A 17,851-nucleotide genomic window follows, 5' to 3' on the forward strand; every position below is an offset into this window, starting at 1 on the left:
TCAAGATGTCAAAAGTCATTCGTACAGCGCTATTCTCATTATCCGCCGCCGCTTTAGTCGCCGCAACCGCATGCGGCGGCAATAACGCGAGTCCCTCCGGTTCGACCGCAACGTCGCCCGCAGGCTCCTCCGAACCGGCCGGATCGGCGAACACGGGCAAAAAGGTTACGATATCTCATGCGGTGGGCGGAGACAGCCCGAGCCGCGACGTGTGGATGAAAGCGATCGGCGAAGCGGTCGGCGTCGAGCTCGACATTCAAGTGCTGCCTCTGGAGCAAATGGAACAAATCTACAAAGTAAAAGCCGGTACGAACGATCTTCCGGATTTGATCAGCTATCACCCGGGCGCGAGGACGCGAGACGACCTGCAGGCGAAGGACAAACTGATCGACCTGTCGGACATGCCGATCGTTCAAAATATATTGGACGACATCAAGCCCTATTACGTAGAACAGGACGGCAAAGTATACGGCGTGCCGGGACAGGCGCTGAAATTTGGCGGAATCGCGTATAACAAGAAAGCGTTTACGGAGGCGGGCGTCAGCATTCCGCAATCGCTCGACGAACTGTTCGCCGTCAGCGAGAAGCTGAAAGCGGCCGGCAAGGTTCCGCTCTACCTGTCGGCGAAGGATTCCTGGACGCTGCAAATTCCTGGACTTGCCGCCTTCTCGTACGACCAACTGCAGAGCCCGGGCATACTGGACAAAATCAATACGAATCAAGCTACGTTCAAGGACGCTGCTCATTTCATCGAAGCGTTCGATACGATGAAGAAGATGGTCGATCAAGGCTACGTGAACAGCGACTACTTGTCCGCTACGTACACGAACGGCTTGCAAGCCATTTCCGAGGGCAAGGCGGGCATGTATCCGGTGCTGACGAGCGCCTTCAGCACCATTCTGGACACGATGCCTGACCTGATCAACGACGTGGGTTTCTTCCCATGGCCGGTCGAAGGCGATAAGACGGTTACCGTATGGCCTCCAATGATCTACGGTATTCCGCAATCGAGCAAAAACGCCGACGCCGTCAAGAAGTACATCGAGTTCTTCGCCTCTTCCGAAGGACAGAAGATTTACTTCGACACGTTGCCGGCAGCCGGCGTACCGGCTTACAAAGGCGTCGAGCTTGACGAATCGAAACTGCTTGATCCGGTAAAAGAAATGATCGAAGTCACCAAAACGGCGAAGCAGTTCGCTACAGTCGACTTCAGCGTCGTCGCCAACATGGGCGCGTTCGGTCAAACGGTACAAGAAATTCTGATGGGCCAGAAATCGGGTGCGGATCTTGCCGCAGAGTTGTCCGACATTCTTGCGAAGAACGCGAAAGCCAAAGGCGCCCCGGGATTCTGATAGACGGCATAACGGATATTGGAGCCCCGTACGGGGCTTCAATATCGGATAGGGGAGATCAGATTGCATAAATTGGAACGCAAAACCTACTCGATTAGCTTCGCTATTCCTTGGCTGCTCATCTACGGCATTTTTTTCGTTTTGCCTACTTTGTTCAGCTTCTACTATGCGTTTACCGACTGGGATCTGACATCCGCGAAGTTTTCCGGGTTCAGCAACTTTGTCGAGATGTTCAACAACCCGGTGTTTTCCACGGCGCTGGCCAATACCGCTATTTTTACGATTCTGTCGATCGTCCTTAAAGTCGGAGTGTCCCTTGCGCTTGCCATGGCGCTGTATCATTGCATTGCCAGCAACTTTTTTCGTACGATCTTCTTCTCCCCTTACGTTCTGAGCTATATCGCGATCGGCGTCCTGTTTACTGCGATCATGCATCCGGAGATCGGCGTGTTGAACAAAGCGCTGCGAGCGATAGGATTGGATTTTTTGGCGCTGAATTGGCTCATCGAGAAAGGTCAGGTCATCTACTCCTTAGTCTTCATCGACGTCTGGAAATCGGCCGGTTTCCACTTGGCGATTTTTATCGCGGCGCTGCAGACTATCCCCTCCGACATGATGGAGTCGGCCTCCATAGACGGTGCGGGACCCTGGAAGAAGTTCCGCTATATTACGTTTCCGATGCTTGCGTCGGCGTTTAACGCCAACGTCATTTTCGCGCTTATCGTCGGATTGACGAAATTCGATCTCGTATTCGTCACGACGGGCGGCGGACCCGGTTATTATTCGGAAGTATTGAAAACATTGGTCTACAAGCAATTCGCCATGGGCCGATACGGACTGGCTACCGCCGGAGAGCTGATTATATTCGTGATCGTAATTACGCTTACCGTTACGATGAGGAAATTCCTGGACAAACGGGAGGTTGAAGTGTGATGAAAACGCGTTCCCTTCCGGTTGGACAAATCGTTCTCATTGCCGTGTTATCCGCTTTGAGCTTGCTTATCCTCGTTCCTTTTTACCTCATCTTCATCAATTCGTTGAAGTCGCCCGCTGAAGCGAGCGAATTGGGCCTTGCCTTCCCTTCGAAGCTGGAATGGAGCAATTATTCGAAAGTGTTCGAAGTCGCAGATCTGCCGCTCGCCTTTACGAACAGCATCGTGCTCACCTTCTCGAGCGTAGCGATCATTCTGATCTCGGCCGCGATGGCCGCATTCGCGATTCAGCGAAGAAAAGACGGTTGGAGTGCGGCATTAAACGTATTGGTTATGCTGGGTCTCGTCGTTCCTCCCGCCATCGTTCCGCTTTACAAGGTGCTTAGCTTTTTCCATCTGAACGGAACGATTCTTGGCGTCGTCCTGATCAACGTGGCGACCCGTTCGCCGCTCAGCGTATTTTTGGCGAACCAGTTCCTGAAGAGCATCAGCAAAGAGATCGACGAAGCCGCCATCATTGACGGCTGCGGCAAATATAAATTGTTTTTTCGGATCGTTCTTCCGCTAATGGGACCGATCATGGTCACGCTGTTTGTCTTTAACTCGACCTTCGTCTGGAACGACTTTATGTACGTACTCTATTTCTTGTCCAGCGGCAAACAGATGACTCTGCCTCTGACCATGTACTTATTTATCGGACAATTCGGATCGATGTGGAATCTTGTTTTCGCCAACATTCTGATCATCTCGGCTCCGCTTCTGATCATTTACTTTTTCGCGCAGCGCTTCATTATTGCCGGCATGACGGCCGGCGCCATCAAAGGCTGACGCTTATGGACAAACCCCAACGAACGAGGTGCTCATATGACATTCCGCCCAGAACGGTTAAGAGTCGAATATTTGGAAAATCCGCAAGGCATTGACGAACCGCGTCCCCGGCTCGGCTGGTCTATGGAAGCTTCGGGCAGAGGGGCTCGTCAAACGGCCTATCGCATTCTCGCGGCGACCGAACTGTCGCTTCTCGATGCCGAAGACGGCCGTGCATGGGATACCGGCAAGGTTGCGTCGGAGCAGTCGGAGCACGTGGAGTATGCGGGCGCTGAGCTGCAATCGGGGCAGCGGTATTATTGGAAAGTGAAAATATGGAATCAAAATGACGAGCCTTCCGCCTGGTCCTACGGAAGCTGGTCGATGGGACTGCTGCGCCGTGACGAATGGAAGGGCAAGTGGATCGGCCTGAAATCCGACGTCTTGCCGAACACAGAAATTCAGAAGCCTTCGGTCTATCTGCGCAAGACGTTCGAGATCGTCAAGCCGGTCAAGCGCGCGACGATGTATGCCACGGCGCTCGGCTTGTACGTTTGTCATATCAATGGATGCAAAGTCGGCGAGTACGTCTTCTCTCCGGAATTTACCGATTATAATACCCGGGTGTATTATCAGACCTTCGACGTGACCGGAATGCTCCGGCAAGGCGGCAACGGCATAGGTCTGACCCTGGGCCAGGGCTGGTATGCCGGTTACGTCGGGTTGTACGATTTTCAAAAATACGGCACAGATCCTTTTGGCTTGATGCAGTTGAACATCGAGTACGAGGACGGCAGCTCGTCGTACGTGGCGACGGACGAAAGCTGGAAAGCTTCCTTCGGGCCGATTGTTTCCTCCGACTTGATCATGGGCGAAATATGCGACGCAAGACTCGAGATGCCGGGATGGAACGAATTCGGTTACGAGGCGCCCGGTTGGCTGGACCCGAGCGTCAACTTCGACTACAAAGGGTATTTGAACGCGCAGTGCGGTCCTGATATCAAAGTGACGATGAGGCTTAAGCCGCAAAAAATAACGCGGGTCGCGCCTCGCAAATATATCGTCGATATGGGGCAAAACATGGTTGGCCGAGTGATCGCGAAGCTTCCGACAAACGCCGAATGGGGCGACCGGATAACGATTCGTCACGGCGAGGTGCTCACTCGCGAAGGCGAGCTGTATACGGACAATCTTCGCAACACGAAACAGCTCGACGTCTATATCGCGAACGGTTCGGGGAACGAGACATACGAGCCGACCTTCACCTTTCATGGCTTCCGGTTCGTCGAGTTCGACGGATATCCCGGGGAGCTGACGGAAGAATGCCTGGTCGGCGAAGTGATTCACTCCGCGATGGACGTCACCGGCCAGATCGAGACTTCGGACGAGATGGTGAATCGCCTGTTCAGCAACATTTTATGGACGCAGCGCGGCAATTTCCTCAGCGTGCCTACGGATTGCCCGCAGCGCGACGAGAGAGCGGGCTGGATGGGAGATGCGCAAATCTACTCGTTTACAGCCAGCTTTAATATGGAAGTCGCCTCTTTTTTCAAGAAGTGGATGATCGACGTCGAGGATGCGCAGAAACCGACAGGGGCGTTTGCCGACGTCTCGCCGCATTTGCCGTATTCCACGATCTCGGCCTATCCGCTCGTCGGTTCTTCGGGATGGGCGGACGCCGGCGTCGTGATTCCGTGGAATATGTACCGAATCTACGGCGACAAGCGCATTCTCGAGCGGCATTACGAGGCGATGAGCCGTTGGATTCGCTATAACCGAATGTTGTATCCGGGTCATGTGCGGTGGAACAGGCCGCAGTACGGGGACTGGCTGTCCATTCCCGCGGCCGATCTGACCGACGAGCAGCACGGCAGCACTCGTTACAGCGCGTTCTCGACGACGCCATTCGAAGTGTTCGGAACCGCTTATTACGCTTATGTCGCCGGCATGATGCGGGATATTGCGGGCGTTCTCGGCAAGTCGGAGGACGAGCGTCAATATGCTGAGCTGCACGAAGAAATCAAAGAGACGTTTAACCGGGAGTTCGTGGACGAAGACGCCCGCATCAGCGGGAATACGCAGACGGCTTACGCTATGGCGCTGTTTATGGAGCTGCTTCCGGAGGACAAGCGCGAGCAAGCGGCCCGGCATCTCGTCGGCCGTATCGAGATCGAGGATTGGCACATTACTACCGGCATTCATGGCATCCGCTTCCTGCTCCCTGTGCTGTCCGAATTCGGATACGACGACGTTGCTTATCGTCTGCTGCAACAGGATACTTATCCGTCCTGGATGTACACGATCCATGAAGGCGCCACGACAATCTGGGAACGGTGGGACGGATGGACGGAGGAGAAGGGATTCCAGAATACGCTGATGAATTCCTTTAACCACTATGCGTTAGGATCGGTCGGCGAATGGATGTACCGCTATATGGGAGGCATCCATCCTGCGGAGCCGGGATACAAGAAAATCGTCATCCAGCCGAGAATCAACGAGCGGCTGCGCAAGGCCGACGTCCGCTATCGCTGCATCAAAGGGTTGATCGAGTCCGCTTGGGAAGTAACCGATCGGGGCGAATTGGAAATGCGCGTGACGATCCCGTCCAACGCTTCCGGAGAGGTTGTCATTCCGCTGAAGTTCGGAGCGACGGTCACGGAAAGCGGCTTGCCCGCCGAACAGGCGGAAGGCGTTGCTCTCCTGAGGCGGGACGGAGAAACCGCGGCCTATCTTTGCCAGCCGGGCGCTTACCGCTTTACGGTCACGGCCTGACGGCAGGGGTCCAAGTAGAGCGGTAAATAAGATCAGAATAGAATATGGAGGACTGGGAACTATGAAACTGTTAACGTTCGTCAGAAACGGAAGACAGCGGCTCGGCGTGAAAACGGACGCCGGCGTCGTAGACCTGGCTGGGGCCGGGTTGACTTGCGACGTTATGGAAGTCATTGAAGGCGGCGCGGAAAAAGCGGCGGAGCTGGAGAGGGCGATCGGGGGATTGGACTTGTCGGCTTCGTCCGAATACGTGCTGGACGAATCGGCTCTGGAGTGGGGGCCCTGCGTCACGCGGCCGAACAAAATCATCTGCGTCGGTCTGAACTACCGCAAGCACGCGGAAGAGACGAACGCGGCGATTCCGGAGTATCCGATTCTGTTCAACAAGTTCAACAACACGCTGACCGGACACTTGAAGCCGATCGCCGTGCCCGAAGTCACCCGTAAGCTGGACTACGAAGCGGAACTGGCCGTCGTGATCGGCAAGAGAGCGAAGAATGTCGCCAAGGAAAGCGCTCTTGAACACGTATTCGGCTATGCTTGCGTGAACGATTTGTCCGCGCGCGATCTGCAGCTTCGCACCCATCAGTGGTTGCTTGGCAAGACGTGCGACGACTTCAGTCCGCTCGGGCCGTACCTGGTGACGGCGGACGAAGTCGGGAATCCGAACGCGTTGGCGATCCGTGCGATCGTGAACGGGGAAGTCCGCCAAAGCTCCAATACATCCGACATGATTTTCTATGTCGACGAGATCGTCAGCTACATTTCCCGGCATATGACGCTGGTTCCTGGGGATGTGATTTTGACGGGTACGCCGGAAGGCGTTGTGCTCGGACTGCCTCCGGAGCGGCAAGTGTACTTGCAGCCGGGCGACGAAGTGACGATTGAGATCGAGAAGCTGGGCTCGCTGACGAACCGTTTTGTCGCCGAACGCCCATCCTGACAACGAAAGCGGCCCGCCCTCGAGCTTCGAAGGCGGGCCGCTTTTTGCGCTTGAAGGGTCTAAGCCTCCATCTTCTCGGCTTCCCCGTCTGGAACCGGAGCGTCGACGAAGCAGACCGCCAGCATGCAGCCTCCCGCTTCGAACATGAGCGTGCCTTCCGTTTATTCCTCAATCTCTCTGGTGAACCGGAAATGTTCCAATCGTTCAGCAGATTAGCCTTGATCAGCTGCAGATCTCACTCGCGGCTGTTCAGCAGAACGAATCCGTTGAACACGCCGGATGAACGCGAGTCGTCCTCCTCCGCTTGCGAAGACGAAATCTCCGCCGCCTGCTTCATCCAATATATCCCCAGCAATGCGATTCGTAAAATCTTATAAGAGATTGTGACTTTTTCTTATTTTTCCCCGGCGCCGGATTGCCTATACTTAAAAAACGATCGGGCCGTATCCATCATTCTTCACACAATCGAGGTGTTCACATGAATGCGCAGCACAATCCGCCCTTGTCGGCGGGAAACAAGCAGGCGAGACGGAGCTTTCGCTCCAAGCTCAAGGAGCGCTGGGAGTCTCCGGTCGCGGGATATTTGTTCATTTCTCCCTGGTTGATCGGGTTTCTCGTATTGACATTGTGGCCGATGTTCCTGTCCGTCTACTATTCCTTTACGGACTATTCACTGCTGGAAGCGCCCAATTGGGTCGGCATGAAAAACTACTCGCTCATCTTCGGGAACGATTCCGTCTTCGCGCAATCGTTGAAGATTACGCTGCTGTTCGTCGTCCTATCCGTGCCGCTGAAGCTCGCCTCCGCGCTGCTCGTAGCCATGCTGCTCAACAAGGAAATAAAGGGAATGGGCACTTACCGGCTGTTTATTTACTTCCCTTCCTTGATCGGTACCAGCATTGCGGTCGCGATTCTTTGGAGAAACATGTTCGGCGCGGACGGAATCGTCAATCGGATTATCGGTTTCTTCGGCATCAAGGGAGTGAATTGGATCAACGATCCGGACACGGCGCTAAGCACGCTGGTCATCCTGGTCGTGTGGCAATTCGGCTCCTCCATGGTCATTTTCCTGGCCGGTCTTAAGCAAATATCCAGAGATTTGTACGAAGCGTCGTCCGTCGACGGGGCAAGCAAGCTGAAGCAATTTTTTGCCATAACGCTGCCGATGCTCTCGCCGATCCTTCTGTTTAACGTGGTATTGCAGACGATCAATTCCTTCCAGATGTTCACGCAGGCCTTCGTCATTACGCAAGGAGGGCCGGTCAACTCGACCTATATGTACGCTCTCTATTTGTACGATCGCGCTTTCGGTCGGCTGCAGATGGGTTACGCTTCATCGTTGGCCTGGATTCTGCTCCTGATTATCGGGGCGGCTACCGCGCTGATTTTTCTATCCTCCCGATACTGGGTATTCTACGAGCATGAAAGGAAGGGGAAGGCATGAACATTTCGCTCAGCAAACGGACGTGGAAGCGCCATCTGCTGCTAATGGGGTCCAGCTTCGCGATGATGTATCCGGTTTTCTGGTGGATCGGCGCTTCTCTCAAGACAAACTCGGAGATGGGCTCCCCGTCCTTGTTTCCCGGCGCGCCGCAATGGCGCAACTTCATCGACGGATGGACCGCCATTCCGAATTACAGCTTCACGCACTTCTATATAAGCACGTTCGAGCTTGTGTTCGGAGTCGTGCTGGTATCGCTCGTATCCTGCAGCTTGGTCGCGTTCGGCTTCGCGCGGCTGGATTTTCCTCTGAAGAAAATCTGGTTCGGTCTGGTGCTGGTCACCTTGATGCTTCCAAGTCAGGTTACGCTCGTCCCGCAATACGTCATGTTTAACGCGTTCGGCTGGGTGAATACGTATCTTCCATTTTGGGCTCCCAGCGCGCTTGGAGTGGGAGTGGGCGGCTCCTTCTTCATTTTCCTTCTCGTGCAGTTCATTCGGGGCATTCCCAGAGAGCTGGACGAATCGGCGAAGATCGACGGCTGCACCTATTTCGGCATCTACTGGCGAATCGTGCTGCCGTTGACGAAGCCCGCGCTCGTGACGGTCGGAATCTACGCCTTTCTATGGAATTGGGACGACTTCTTCGGGCATCTGATCTATATCAATTCCGTTGACAAATATACGATCCAGCTGGCGCTTCGGTTGTTCATGGATACGCAGAGCGCGATGGAATGGGGGCAGATGCTGGCGATGTCGTTGCTCTCTATCGTTCCCGCGGTGATCATCTTCTTGCTCGCGCAGCGGCATTTCGTGGAAGGGATCGCGACAACAGGGATCAAAGGATAGCGAGTGTCATTCGACATTTTTCGTCAATCACCGATCTAACTCCCGAGTATCTCGAGTATAATGGGAACATGGAGAGGCTGGTGATCCGTTGAATCCGTTTAAGTCCTTTAAAATTTATCATCTGCTGTTCGGATCGATTGCCGGCTTTATGGTGCTGCTGCTCTGCGTCGTCATCTGGTTCGGCTATACGACTTCGTCGAAGGAATTCGTTCGAAATACGTTCCACTACCAGCAGCAGCTCCTCGGCGAGCTGAACAAGCAGCTTTCCATTCAACTGGTCGGAATCGAGCAGACGGCGCTGGCGACTTCGCAAAATTTGCGGTTGGAGGAGTTCGCGGAGAGCGATCGAACCAACTACCAGACGTACCAGAAGAGGAAGGGCCTCGAATGGCAGCTGGCGCAAATCGCATACAGTTCTACCATCATCGATTCGATTGATTTGTACATTTTCTATGAAGCGGGTCTGTCCAGCAATACGCAAGAGTTCGGCGTACGTCTTCTGGGATATGACGAGCTGGTGGCGGAGCCTTGGCACGAGGATATCGCCTTAAGCGATGACGCCTGGATCGGGGAGAGGACGCACAGGACTTCCCGAGGCGGCCGCAATGTACTGAGTTATGCGCGCAAGGTGTATTCCAACCAGGGTGAATATGCCGGGGCGATCGTCTTCCACGTGAAGGCTGCCGCCATTCATGAGCGGATAGCCGGCAGCGGCGACAGCGAGTCTACGATCAGATATTTGTACGATTCGGGTGGACGCCCGATGCTGCAGGGCGACCCGGGCGACATGTTGGAAGCGCTGTCCCGCTTCGTCTCCGAGACGAAGTCGGCATCCGGATTTCGGGTTGTCCGTCAGACGGACGGGGGGTGGGAGGAAGGACGCGAATATCTGCTGGTGTGGAATCAAGATTACTCCACCGATTGGAAGATGAGCGAGCTAACCCCCTATCCAGAAATAACGCGAGGAAGCTTGAAGCTTGCGCTTACCCTGACATGGATCGGCCTGTACGCGCTCGTTGCCGTACTGTTCGTTACCCACTACATCGCGAGGCAGTTTACCAGGCCGATCGGCCAACTGCTGCCCGCCATGGGGAAGTTCTCCGTAGACCGCAAGCCGGTTGAGCTGCCGGGCGATTATAACAACGAGTACGGCGCGATGTTCAACGGGTTCCTCAGCATGTCCGACAAAATTATCCAGCTGTACGATTCGCTCAACGAGCAGCACCGCCGCAAGCGGGATGCGGAGATCAGCGCCCTGCAGGCGAACATCAATCCCCATTTCCTCTACAATACGCTGCATCAGCTTAGTTGGATGGCGATCGATGCGGGCCAGGATCAGATGAGCAGAGTGCTGGAGCTGATGGGCCGAATGTTTCGCATCGGCTTGTCCAACGGGGACCGGTGGATCCGTATCGAGGACGAGCTGGAGCTTCTGTCCTGCTATCTGGAAATCCAGCAGATTCGTTGGGGAGAAGGCCTGGAGTTCGAGATCGACGCGGACGAGAGCTGTCGGCAGGCCTGGATTCCGAAGCTGACTTTGCAGCCGTTCGTGGAGAATGCAGTTTTGCACGGTTTACATGGAAAATTGACGGGAACCATTCGAATTCGCTGCGTCGCAGAAGCCAAAATGCTTGAATTCACGATTGAAGACGATGGGTCCGGCGTTCCGGAGAACGGTGTCCTGCCTTCCAGCCGTAAACGCGGGGGATACGGCGTCAAAAACGTGAAGGAGCGATTGGACGCCTACTTCGGCGCTCCTTACGGCGTGGTCATCAAGCCCCGGCCGGAAGGCGGCACCGTCGTAACGGTGACCCTGCCCCGAATAGACCATATCGACGATCCGACGGGAGGCGAGCGGAATGTGGAAAATCGCGCTGATCGATGACGACAGACAAGTACTGAGAAGTATGAGAAAGCTAATTCCGCTGCAGGAGTTGGGCGCGGAATGCGCAGTCGAAGCGTTGGACGGCCTGCAGGGGCTCGACCTGATTCTGAAGTGCCGGCCCGACATCGTCATCACAGACATCTATATGCCGGTCATGGACGGGCTCGAGATGATCGAGCGGCTTCGCGACGAAGGCTACGATGGCAAAATCATCATTTTAAGCGGATACTCCGACTTTGAATACGTTCGCAAGGCGCTAAGGCTGGACGTGGACGACTACCTGTCTAAACCCGTTTCGCTGCAGACGATCCAGACGGTGCTAAAGAAGGCGATCGGCGAGCTGGAGCAGTCCGCTCTGTCGAAGATCGAGCATGACAAGCTTAAGCAGAAGCTGGAGCTTTACGAGCCTTACGTGCACAAGCAGTCCGTCAAATCGCTGCTGTCCGGCTCCGAGATCGGCAAGCTGCCCTCCTCCCTCTGGGAACAGCTCCCGAAGTTGCACGGCTACTCCGGTTTCGCCGTCATGGGCATCGAACTCATACCCACGATCAGGGTAACGGACATCCGCATTTCGGATTGGCATCTGTATCGCTTTATGATCGGCAACGTGCTGCAGGAAATTTTGGACGAGGACTGCCCGGATGCGGCTTACAGTGAAATGCTCGGCCATCATGCCGGGATTATCGTTCCGATTCCGGCGGACGAAGAGGACGGAACGGCCCGGGAACTTCTGTTGTCGTTGGCCAAGCGGATCATTTCGTGCATGAATCAATTTTTGCGGCTTCAGATTCGGATCGGGCTGGGCAGCGTTCGCCAAGGCTACACGGAGATCTCCGCTTCCGCTGAGGAGGCTTTTCACGCGCTGCGGGCGCGCCAGGCCGCCGTCAGCCGGGAGATGGAGGTTTATATTTTCGATCCCTTGTCGCGCTCGGGGCTTCTTCCGGCATCGAGGCCGATTCATATGTACCAGCAATTGGCCGATTTTGTCCGTCAAGGACAGGAGAGCAAGGCGCTCAGCGTCGTTGGGGAAGCGGTCAGGGAGCTCGAGGGGAGCGGCATTCATAAACCGAGCGAGCTGCACAAGATCGGCGAGGAGATTTGGGCGATCCTTAGCTATGTCTTATACGATGTAGGCATGTCTCTCGAGGAGATCTTCCCCGACGAGGCGTGGCACAAGTCGCTGTCCGCGGTCGCCGGCGCCGAAGATTTCGGCCGCTGGCTCGAACGGATGGTGCGCCAAATCTGCGGCCATCACGGTTGGTATGAGAACGTGAAGCACAAGCAGGCTATCCAATTCATTCTCGATTACATCCAAGATCATTATTCCGAGGATATTACGCTGCAAGATTTGGCCGAGAAGCTGTTCATTTCCCGCAACCATTTAAGCAATATTTTCCGTAACGTTACGGGGGAAACCTTTAACGTCTACCTGACCCGAGTCCGCATGGAAAAAGCGAAAAGCATGATCGTGGACGGGGGTTGTCTGATCTACGAGGTGGCGGATAAGGTAGGGTACAAGAACGTACCGTATTTCAGCACGCTGTTCAAGAAATATACCGGATACAACCCTTCCGATCTGGTCAAGAGACATTCGTAATTTTTTATAACACATTGTGCATCTCTCTTATACTGACTTTTTTCGAGGCTTGCTATTATGGGGATGTAAGCGATAACAATGGTTGTTTTGAGAGGGGTAAACGATGATGAAACGCAATGCAATCTCGTTTAAGGCGATTGTCGCTATCGGCATTCTGAGTCTGATCGTTGCCGCATGCAACGGCGGGGGAGGACCGAGCTCCGGTACCGCGAACGGCAGCGGCGGAGAAAACGCCGCGAGCGCCTCGAAGGTTCCGAACGCCGGGAGCAAGGAGCAGATCAAGCTGCGCATCCTCTGGTGGGGATCGCAGCAGCGGCACGACGCTACGCTGGAAGCGTTAAAGCTGTACACCGAGCAGAATCCCCATGTCGCCTTCGAGCCGGAGTTTTCGGGATGGGACGGTTACTGGGATAAGCTGTCCACCCAATCCGCCGCCAAGAACGCGCCCGACATTATCCAGATGGACTCCTCTTACTTGGCCGAATACGCCGGACGCAATCAACTGCTGGAGCTGTCCTCGGGAATCGATACGTCCAAGATGGATCCATCTTTGGTGGGCACGGGAAAATACCAGGATAAGCTGTACGCGATCTCTCTTGGCAACAACGCGTACGGAATCGCCTACAACAAAGAAGCGATCGAGAAGCTGGGCTTAACCCCTCCGAAGAGCGGCTGGACGTGGGAGGAGTACTGGGCGTTCGGGCGCGAGGCGAAGGCGAAAATCGGCGACGGCGGCTATGCGCTGCTGGATATGACGCGCGAACTCGATTTGTACGGACTCTATCAGATGAGCAAGGGCAAAGGTTACTATATTACCGACGACGGCAAGTTTAACATGGATCGGGATACCTGGATGGAGTGGGTAACGACGCTCTCCGAATTAAGAGAGGAAGGCGTCTTGCCGCCGGCCGACATTCAGATCACCGATAAAGAGCTCGACCCGAACCTGGACCTGATGGCCAAAGGGACCGTAGTGATCCGCCGGCTTCACGCGGCGCAGGCGACCGCTCTGGACAGCCTGAATCCCGGAGGCATGGCGATGGTTACGATGCCGAGAGGTCCGGAAGGATCCGGCTGGCTGAAATCGTCGATGTTCTGGAGCGTCTCGGCGGATACGAAGCACGCGGAGGAATCCAAGCGCTTTATCGACTGGTTCATCAACAGCCAGGATGCCGGTTCGATACTCGGAACGACGCGCGGCGTGCCCGTCAACAACGAGATTCTGGCGGCGATGGAGCCGAATATGTCGGACGCGGATAAAATGGGCATCGAGCTCATTCGCGAGACGGCGCCGATCGCCCAGCCGTTCAAGACCGAACCGAGAGGCTGGCCGAATTTCCGCAGCAAGGATTACCAGCTGATCGCCGATAAGCTCATGTACAAGCAGATCACTCCGGAACAGGCTTGGGAGGAAATCGTCGCCAAGTCGAAGGAGTACGAATAAAGCAAGGAAAAAAGATCGCCCTCCGTCCGCCTTCTAAGGCCGGATAGGGGGCGATCTTTTTTTCCGGCAGGAGCTGTGCCCCGGCCTTATTAACGGCGTTCCTCCGGATGATCGAGCTTAAGCCTCCATCTTCTGAGCGCTGTACAGCTTGTAGTAACGGCCCCGCAAGGCGAGCAGCTCGTCGTGCGAACCGGACTCGGCAACGCCTTTGTCGGAGATGTACATAATGCGGTCGCAGTTTTTGACGGTGGAGAGACGGTGCGCGATGATGAACGACGTTCTTCCTTTGAGCAGCTCGTTCAACCCTTGCTGAAGCAGACGCTCCGTCCGGGCATCGATGGACGAAGTCGCCTCGTCCAGGATGAGAATGCGCGGATTGGCGAGCAGCGTTCTGGCGAACGAGATCAGCTGGCGCTGCCCCTGGGACAGCTTCGAGCCTCGTTCGTTGACTTCCGTCAAGTAGCCCCGCTCGAACTCGCGAATAAAATCGTCGGCGCGCACCGTTTTGGCGGCGGCGATCACTTCCTCCTCGGTAGCGTCAAGCTTGCCGTAACGGATATTGTCCATAATCGTACCAGAGAAAATAAAGCTGTCCTGCAGCATGATACCCATCTGACTGCGCAGCGACTGCAGCGTCGCATCCGCGATATCTTGACCGTCGACGAGAATCCGGCCCCCCGTTACATTATAGAAGCGGGAGATCAGGTTGACGACCGTCGTCTTGCCCGCACCCGTCGGGCCGACAAGGGCCACGCTCTCGCCGGGCTTAATATCGAAGCTCAGATGTTCCAAAATGTTGTATCCCGGTTCATAAGCGAACGTAACGTCGTCAAACGTGACCCGGCCTTGCAGCGTCGGCAGCTTGCGCGCATCGGGAACGTCGGTTACGGTAACCGGCTCGTCAAGCGTCTCGAAAATACGCTCCAGATAGGCGACGGCGTTGATGAAGCTGTTGTACAGGTTCGACAGGTTGAGAATCGGCTGCCAGAAGCGCGCCGCATAGCCGCTCATGGCGAGAATGACGCCGAAGGTCACCTCGGCCGGTCCCATCCACAGCAGCCCGACGAAGAAAAGCGCAGTCGTGACGATCGTCGTCAGGTTGTCTACTGTGAACGGCACGAGGAAGTTCAAATACATCGCCTTCATCCACGCTTGGCGGGCATTGCCGGACAAGCGAGTGAATAGGCCTTCGTTGCGCTCCTCGCGGGTGAAAATTTGCGTGACGCGAATGCCGCTGATGCTCTCCTGCGTATAAGCGTTCAGGTTGGAGCTTTTGTTGGATATCGCCTGCCAGGCCCGGCGCTGCTTGGTCTTGATGAGCATGATAATGGCGAGGAAAATCGGCAGTCCGCCGAGAATGATCAGCGAAAGCCGTGCATCCACCGCAAACATGAAGGCGGCGATAAACAGCAGGTTCATAATTTCGAGTATAAAGTTAATGATCCCGTTGGACAGCACATCCGACACGGAATTGACGTAGTTGACGACGCGGATGAGAATTTTGCCCTGCGGCCGATCGTCGTAATATTGGAACGGCAGCTTCTGCAAGTGTTTAAACAGATCGTGGCGAATCTCGAAAATGATGTCCTGGCCGACGCGCGTCATGATGCGCGAACGGATAGTGGCGAAAATGACGCTGACGACAATGGTGGCGAGAACAAGCAACGACCAGCCGACCAGTCCCGTCTTGTCCTTGGCGGGAATCGTAACGTCGACGACATGCTGAATAATGAGCGGCGCGGAGAGCCCGATGCCGGCCGACAGCGCGCTCATGACGAAAGCGACGATCATCGGATTCTTCTGCCGCTTAATATAGACGAGCGCGCGTCGGAAATGCCGAATATTAAACGGCGATTCCAGCTCTTCGTCGATGTCGAATTTATTTCTGGCCATTCGCTGTCGCCTGCCTTCCGATGCCTTCGTTCTGCAGCATGAATACTTCGTAATAATAGCCCCGCTTGGCAAGCAGCTCCGCGTGGGTTCCTTCTTCGATTACGCGTCCGTTATCCAGAATGAGGATGCGGTCGGCCTGCGCCGTCGTGGATACCCGCTGCGCGATGATGATTTTCGTGCAGGAATAGTCCAGCTCGCGCAAGCTCTTCTGAATATGCTCTTCCGTCTCCAGATCCACCGCCGAAGTCGTATCGTCGAGAATGAGAATCGGCGGCTGCACAGCCATCGCTCGCGCCAGAGCGATACGCTGCTTCTGTCCGCCCGACAGGCCGACGCCGCGTTCTCCGACGATCGTATTGTAGCCTTCCGGCATTTTGCGGATGAAGTCGTGCGCGGCGGCCAGCCGGGCGAACTTCTCCACATCCTCCTCCGGCATGTCCGGATTGCCGAAGGCGATATTGCCGTCGATCGTGTCGGAGAACAGCAGAACATCCTGCGTCGCTACGCCGATGTTGCCGCGCAGCTCATCCAGCTCCAGCTCGCGCACATCGGTCCCGTCGACCAGAACGCGTCCCTTCGCGACGTCGTAGAAGCGGGGGATCAGGCTGATCAGCGTCGTTTTTCCCGAACCCGTGGCGCCCATAATGGCGATCGTCTCCCCAGGCTCGACCGTGAAGCTGATATTCTCCAACACTATCGCATTGTCGTACTTAAAGCTCACTTGGTCGAATTGAATTCGGCCCTTGTAGCGCCGCTTTACGCCGCCCTTGTGCTCGTTGACGATTTTCGGCTGGGCGTAGTACACCTCGACGATTTTGTTCAGGCTGGCGAAGAAGCGCTGAATATCGTTAATGATGATGCCGATGTTGCGCATCGGGTTGGACAGCCCCCAGATCAGCGCGGAGAAGGCGGAGAACTCCCCGAAGGTGATGCGTCCGTCCATGACGAACAGTCCTCCGACGATCATTAGAATGACGGTGAAGCCTTGGGCCAACGTTTCCAAATACGGAAAATAATCGAGCCACACCAGGGCTGCGGCTTTGTTCGCTTTGGCGTAGTTGACGTTTTTTTCGTTGAATTTCTCGACCTCGTACTCTTCTCTGGCGAACGCCTTAACGACGCGATTGCCCGCAATGTTCTCCTGAGTGGTCGTATTCAACTGCGACAGACGCTCCCTGAGATCGGTGTACATAGGGCGAACGCGTCTGGCGAATAAAAAAGTGACGATAAAAATGGGCGGGGACAGCAGCAGCAGCCACCAGGTCAGCGCCGCATCGATATAGAAGAAATAGGCGACCGCAGCGATAAACACCGTTAACGATTCGATGATCGTTTTGAAAATCCAGGCCACCGTATGCCGAACCATATCGAGGTCGCCCGTCATTCTGGTCATGAGGTCGCCTGTGCGATGGCGGTCGTAATAGTGCATGTCCTGGCCTTGAATTTTGTTGTACAGGTAAATTCGGATGCGGTAGAGCATGTTCTGCGAAGCGCGCTCGTACATCAGAGTCGTGAAATAAGCCATGCCCGTACGCAGCAGGGAAAAGCCGATCATGCCAAAACACAGCCCGATGAGCAGCGCCCGCTCGTCCGTCAGTTTCTGCGCCGCATCTGCCCCTGTGATGAACGTATCGACGATGAGCTGGCCGATGTACGGGTTCACGATCGTGAGCGAGGAGCCGACGACCGAGAGCAATAGGGCGAGAACGTAGCGTACCCGATCTCCTTTCAAGTTGTGCCATAGCCATTTAAGCTGAAACATTCCATCACCGGCTCTTGTAGGTTGTAGGGGAGTTCGCATCTCAAGGTGTCGGAGAGCCGAGGAAGGGCTCCCTCCCGATTTAAGCAAACTATGGAGATTATATCACGCTTGGCAAGAAAGCTATCGGGGATAAAACGGGAGAAAAGCGGATACAAGGGCAAATTGAACGAAGACG

12 protein-coding genes are annotated in these 17,851 nt (G+C 55.2%); 10 read left to right on the top strand and 2 right to left on the bottom strand.

Annotated elements, in window-relative coordinates; genetic code table 11:
- Positions 1–5 precede the first annotated feature (5 nt).
- The 10 genes from ACESLM_RS04960 (at position 6) to ACESLM_RS05005 (ending at position 14,021) form a co-directional block, all read left to right on the top strand.
- Complete coding sequence (locus ACESLM_RS04960) at positions 6–1,352, top strand: ABC transporter substrate-binding protein (RefSeq protein ID WP_372630271.1); 1,347 nt, start codon at positions 6–8, stop codon at positions 1,350–1,352.
- A 63-nt stretch (positions 1,353–1,415) separates the two neighbouring features.
- Positions 1,416–2,285 carry a carbohydrate ABC transporter permease gene (locus ACESLM_RS04965; RefSeq protein WP_116065014.1) on the top strand — a complete coding sequence of 290 codons (870 nt, stop codon included), beginning with the start codon at positions 1,416–1,418 and terminating at the stop codon, positions 2,283–2,285.
- Entirely contained in the window at positions 2,285–3,112 is an 828-nt protein-coding gene (locus ACESLM_RS04970) for a carbohydrate ABC transporter permease (RefSeq protein WP_372630272.1), read from the top strand. Before ACESLM_RS04965 ends, ACESLM_RS04970 begins: the two co-directional genes overlap by 1 nt.
- A gap of 36 nt (positions 3,113–3,148) precedes the next feature.
- The gene (locus ACESLM_RS04975) at positions 3,149–5,863 is read left to right on the top strand and encodes an alpha-L-rhamnosidase (protein WP_372630273.1); all 2,715 of its coding nucleotides are present in this window, start codon (positions 3,149–3,151) and stop codon (positions 5,861–5,863) included.
- 61 nt (positions 5,864–5,924) lie between these two features.
- On the top strand, positions 5,925–6,806 hold the full coding sequence (locus tag ACESLM_RS04980) for a fumarylacetoacetate hydrolase family protein (RefSeq protein ID WP_372630274.1): 882 nt from the start codon (positions 5,925–5,927) through the stop codon (positions 6,804–6,806).
- Positions 6,807–7,284: 478 nt separating this feature from the next.
- Positions 7,285–8,250, top strand: coding sequence for a carbohydrate ABC transporter permease (locus ACESLM_RS04985; protein ID WP_372630275.1), 966 nt, complete (start codon positions 7,285–7,287; stop codon positions 8,248–8,250).
- Positions 8,247–9,095, top strand: a complete 849-nt coding sequence (locus ACESLM_RS04990; protein WP_372630276.1) for a carbohydrate ABC transporter permease — start codon at positions 8,247–8,249, stop codon at positions 9,093–9,095. Before ACESLM_RS04985 ends, ACESLM_RS04990 begins: the two co-directional genes overlap by 4 nt.
- Positions 9,096–9,183: 88 nt before the next feature.
- Positions 9,184–10,980 (top strand): cache domain-containing sensor histidine kinase, encoded by a 1,797-nt coding sequence (locus tag ACESLM_RS04995; RefSeq protein ID WP_372630277.1) that lies wholly within the window; start codon positions 9,184–9,186, stop codon positions 10,978–10,980.
- The gene (locus ACESLM_RS05000; RefSeq protein WP_372630278.1) at positions 10,955–12,577 is read left to right on the top strand and encodes a response regulator; all 1,623 of its coding nucleotides are present in this window, start codon (positions 10,955–10,957) and stop codon (positions 12,575–12,577) included. The genes ACESLM_RS04995 and ACESLM_RS05000 overlap by 26 nt, the downstream gene beginning before the upstream one ends.
- Positions 12,578–12,680: 103 nt before the next feature.
- On the top strand, positions 12,681–14,021 hold the full coding sequence (locus ACESLM_RS05005; RefSeq protein ID WP_372630279.1) for an ABC transporter substrate-binding protein: 1,341 nt from the start codon (positions 12,681–12,683) through the stop codon (positions 14,019–14,021).
- 117 nt (positions 14,022–14,138) lie between these two features.
- Here ACESLM_RS05005 and ACESLM_RS05010 read toward each other — a convergent pair whose 3' ends face one another.
- Both ACESLM_RS05010 and ACESLM_RS05015 read right to left on the bottom strand, forming a co-directional pair.
- Positions 14,139–15,914 carry an ABC transporter ATP-binding protein gene (locus ACESLM_RS05010; protein ID WP_372630280.1) on the bottom strand — a complete coding sequence of 592 codons (1,776 nt, stop codon included), beginning with the start codon at positions 15,912–15,914 and terminating at the stop codon, positions 14,139–14,141.
- Entirely contained in the window at positions 15,901–17,676 is a 1,776-nt protein-coding gene (locus ACESLM_RS05015; RefSeq protein ID WP_372630281.1) for an ABC transporter ATP-binding protein, read from the bottom strand. Before ACESLM_RS05015 ends, ACESLM_RS05010 begins: the two co-directional genes overlap by 14 nt.
- Positions 17,677–17,851 lie beyond the last annotated feature (175 nt).

This window comes from Cohnella sp., from assembly GCF_041641335.1.
Lineage (GTDB): Bacteria > Bacillota > Bacilli > Paenibacillales > Paenibacillaceae > Cohnella.

Bases quoted from the DNA above. Each gene is read 5' to 3' on its own strand.
- ACESLM_RS04960 (WP_372630271.1), top strand. From the start codon at position 6: ATGTCAAAAGTCATTCGTACAGCGCTATTCTCATTATCCGCCGCCGCT.
- ACESLM_RS05000 (WP_372630278.1), top strand. From the start codon at position 10,955: ATGTGGAAAATCGCGCTGATCGATGACGACAGACAAGTACTGAGAAGT.
- ACESLM_RS05010 (WP_372630280.1), bottom strand. From the start codon at position 15,914: ATGGCCAGAAATAAATTCGACATCGACGAAGAGCTGGAATCGCCGTTT.
- ACESLM_RS04990 (WP_372630276.1), top strand. From the start codon at position 8,247: ATGAACATTTCGCTCAGCAAACGGACGTGGAAGCGCCATCTGCTGCTA.
- ACESLM_RS04975 (WP_372630273.1), top strand. From the start codon at position 3,149: ATGACATTCCGCCCAGAACGGTTAAGAGTCGAATATTTGGAAAATCCG.
- ACESLM_RS05015 (WP_372630281.1), bottom strand. From the start codon at position 17,676: ATGTTTCAGCTTAAATGGCTATGGCACAACTTGAAAGGAGATCGGGTA.
- ACESLM_RS04985 (WP_372630275.1), top strand. From the start codon at position 7,285: ATGAATGCGCAGCACAATCCGCCCTTGTCGGCGGGAAACAAGCAGGCG.
- ACESLM_RS04980 (WP_372630274.1), top strand. From the start codon at position 5,925: ATGAAACTGTTAACGTTCGTCAGAAACGGAAGACAGCGGCTCGGCGTG.
- ACESLM_RS05005 (WP_372630279.1), top strand. From the start codon at position 12,681: ATGATGAAACGCAATGCAATCTCGTTTAAGGCGATTGTCGCTATCGGC.
- ACESLM_RS04970 (WP_372630272.1), top strand. From the start codon at position 2,285: ATGAAAACGCGTTCCCTTCCGGTTGGACAAATCGTTCTCATTGCCGTG.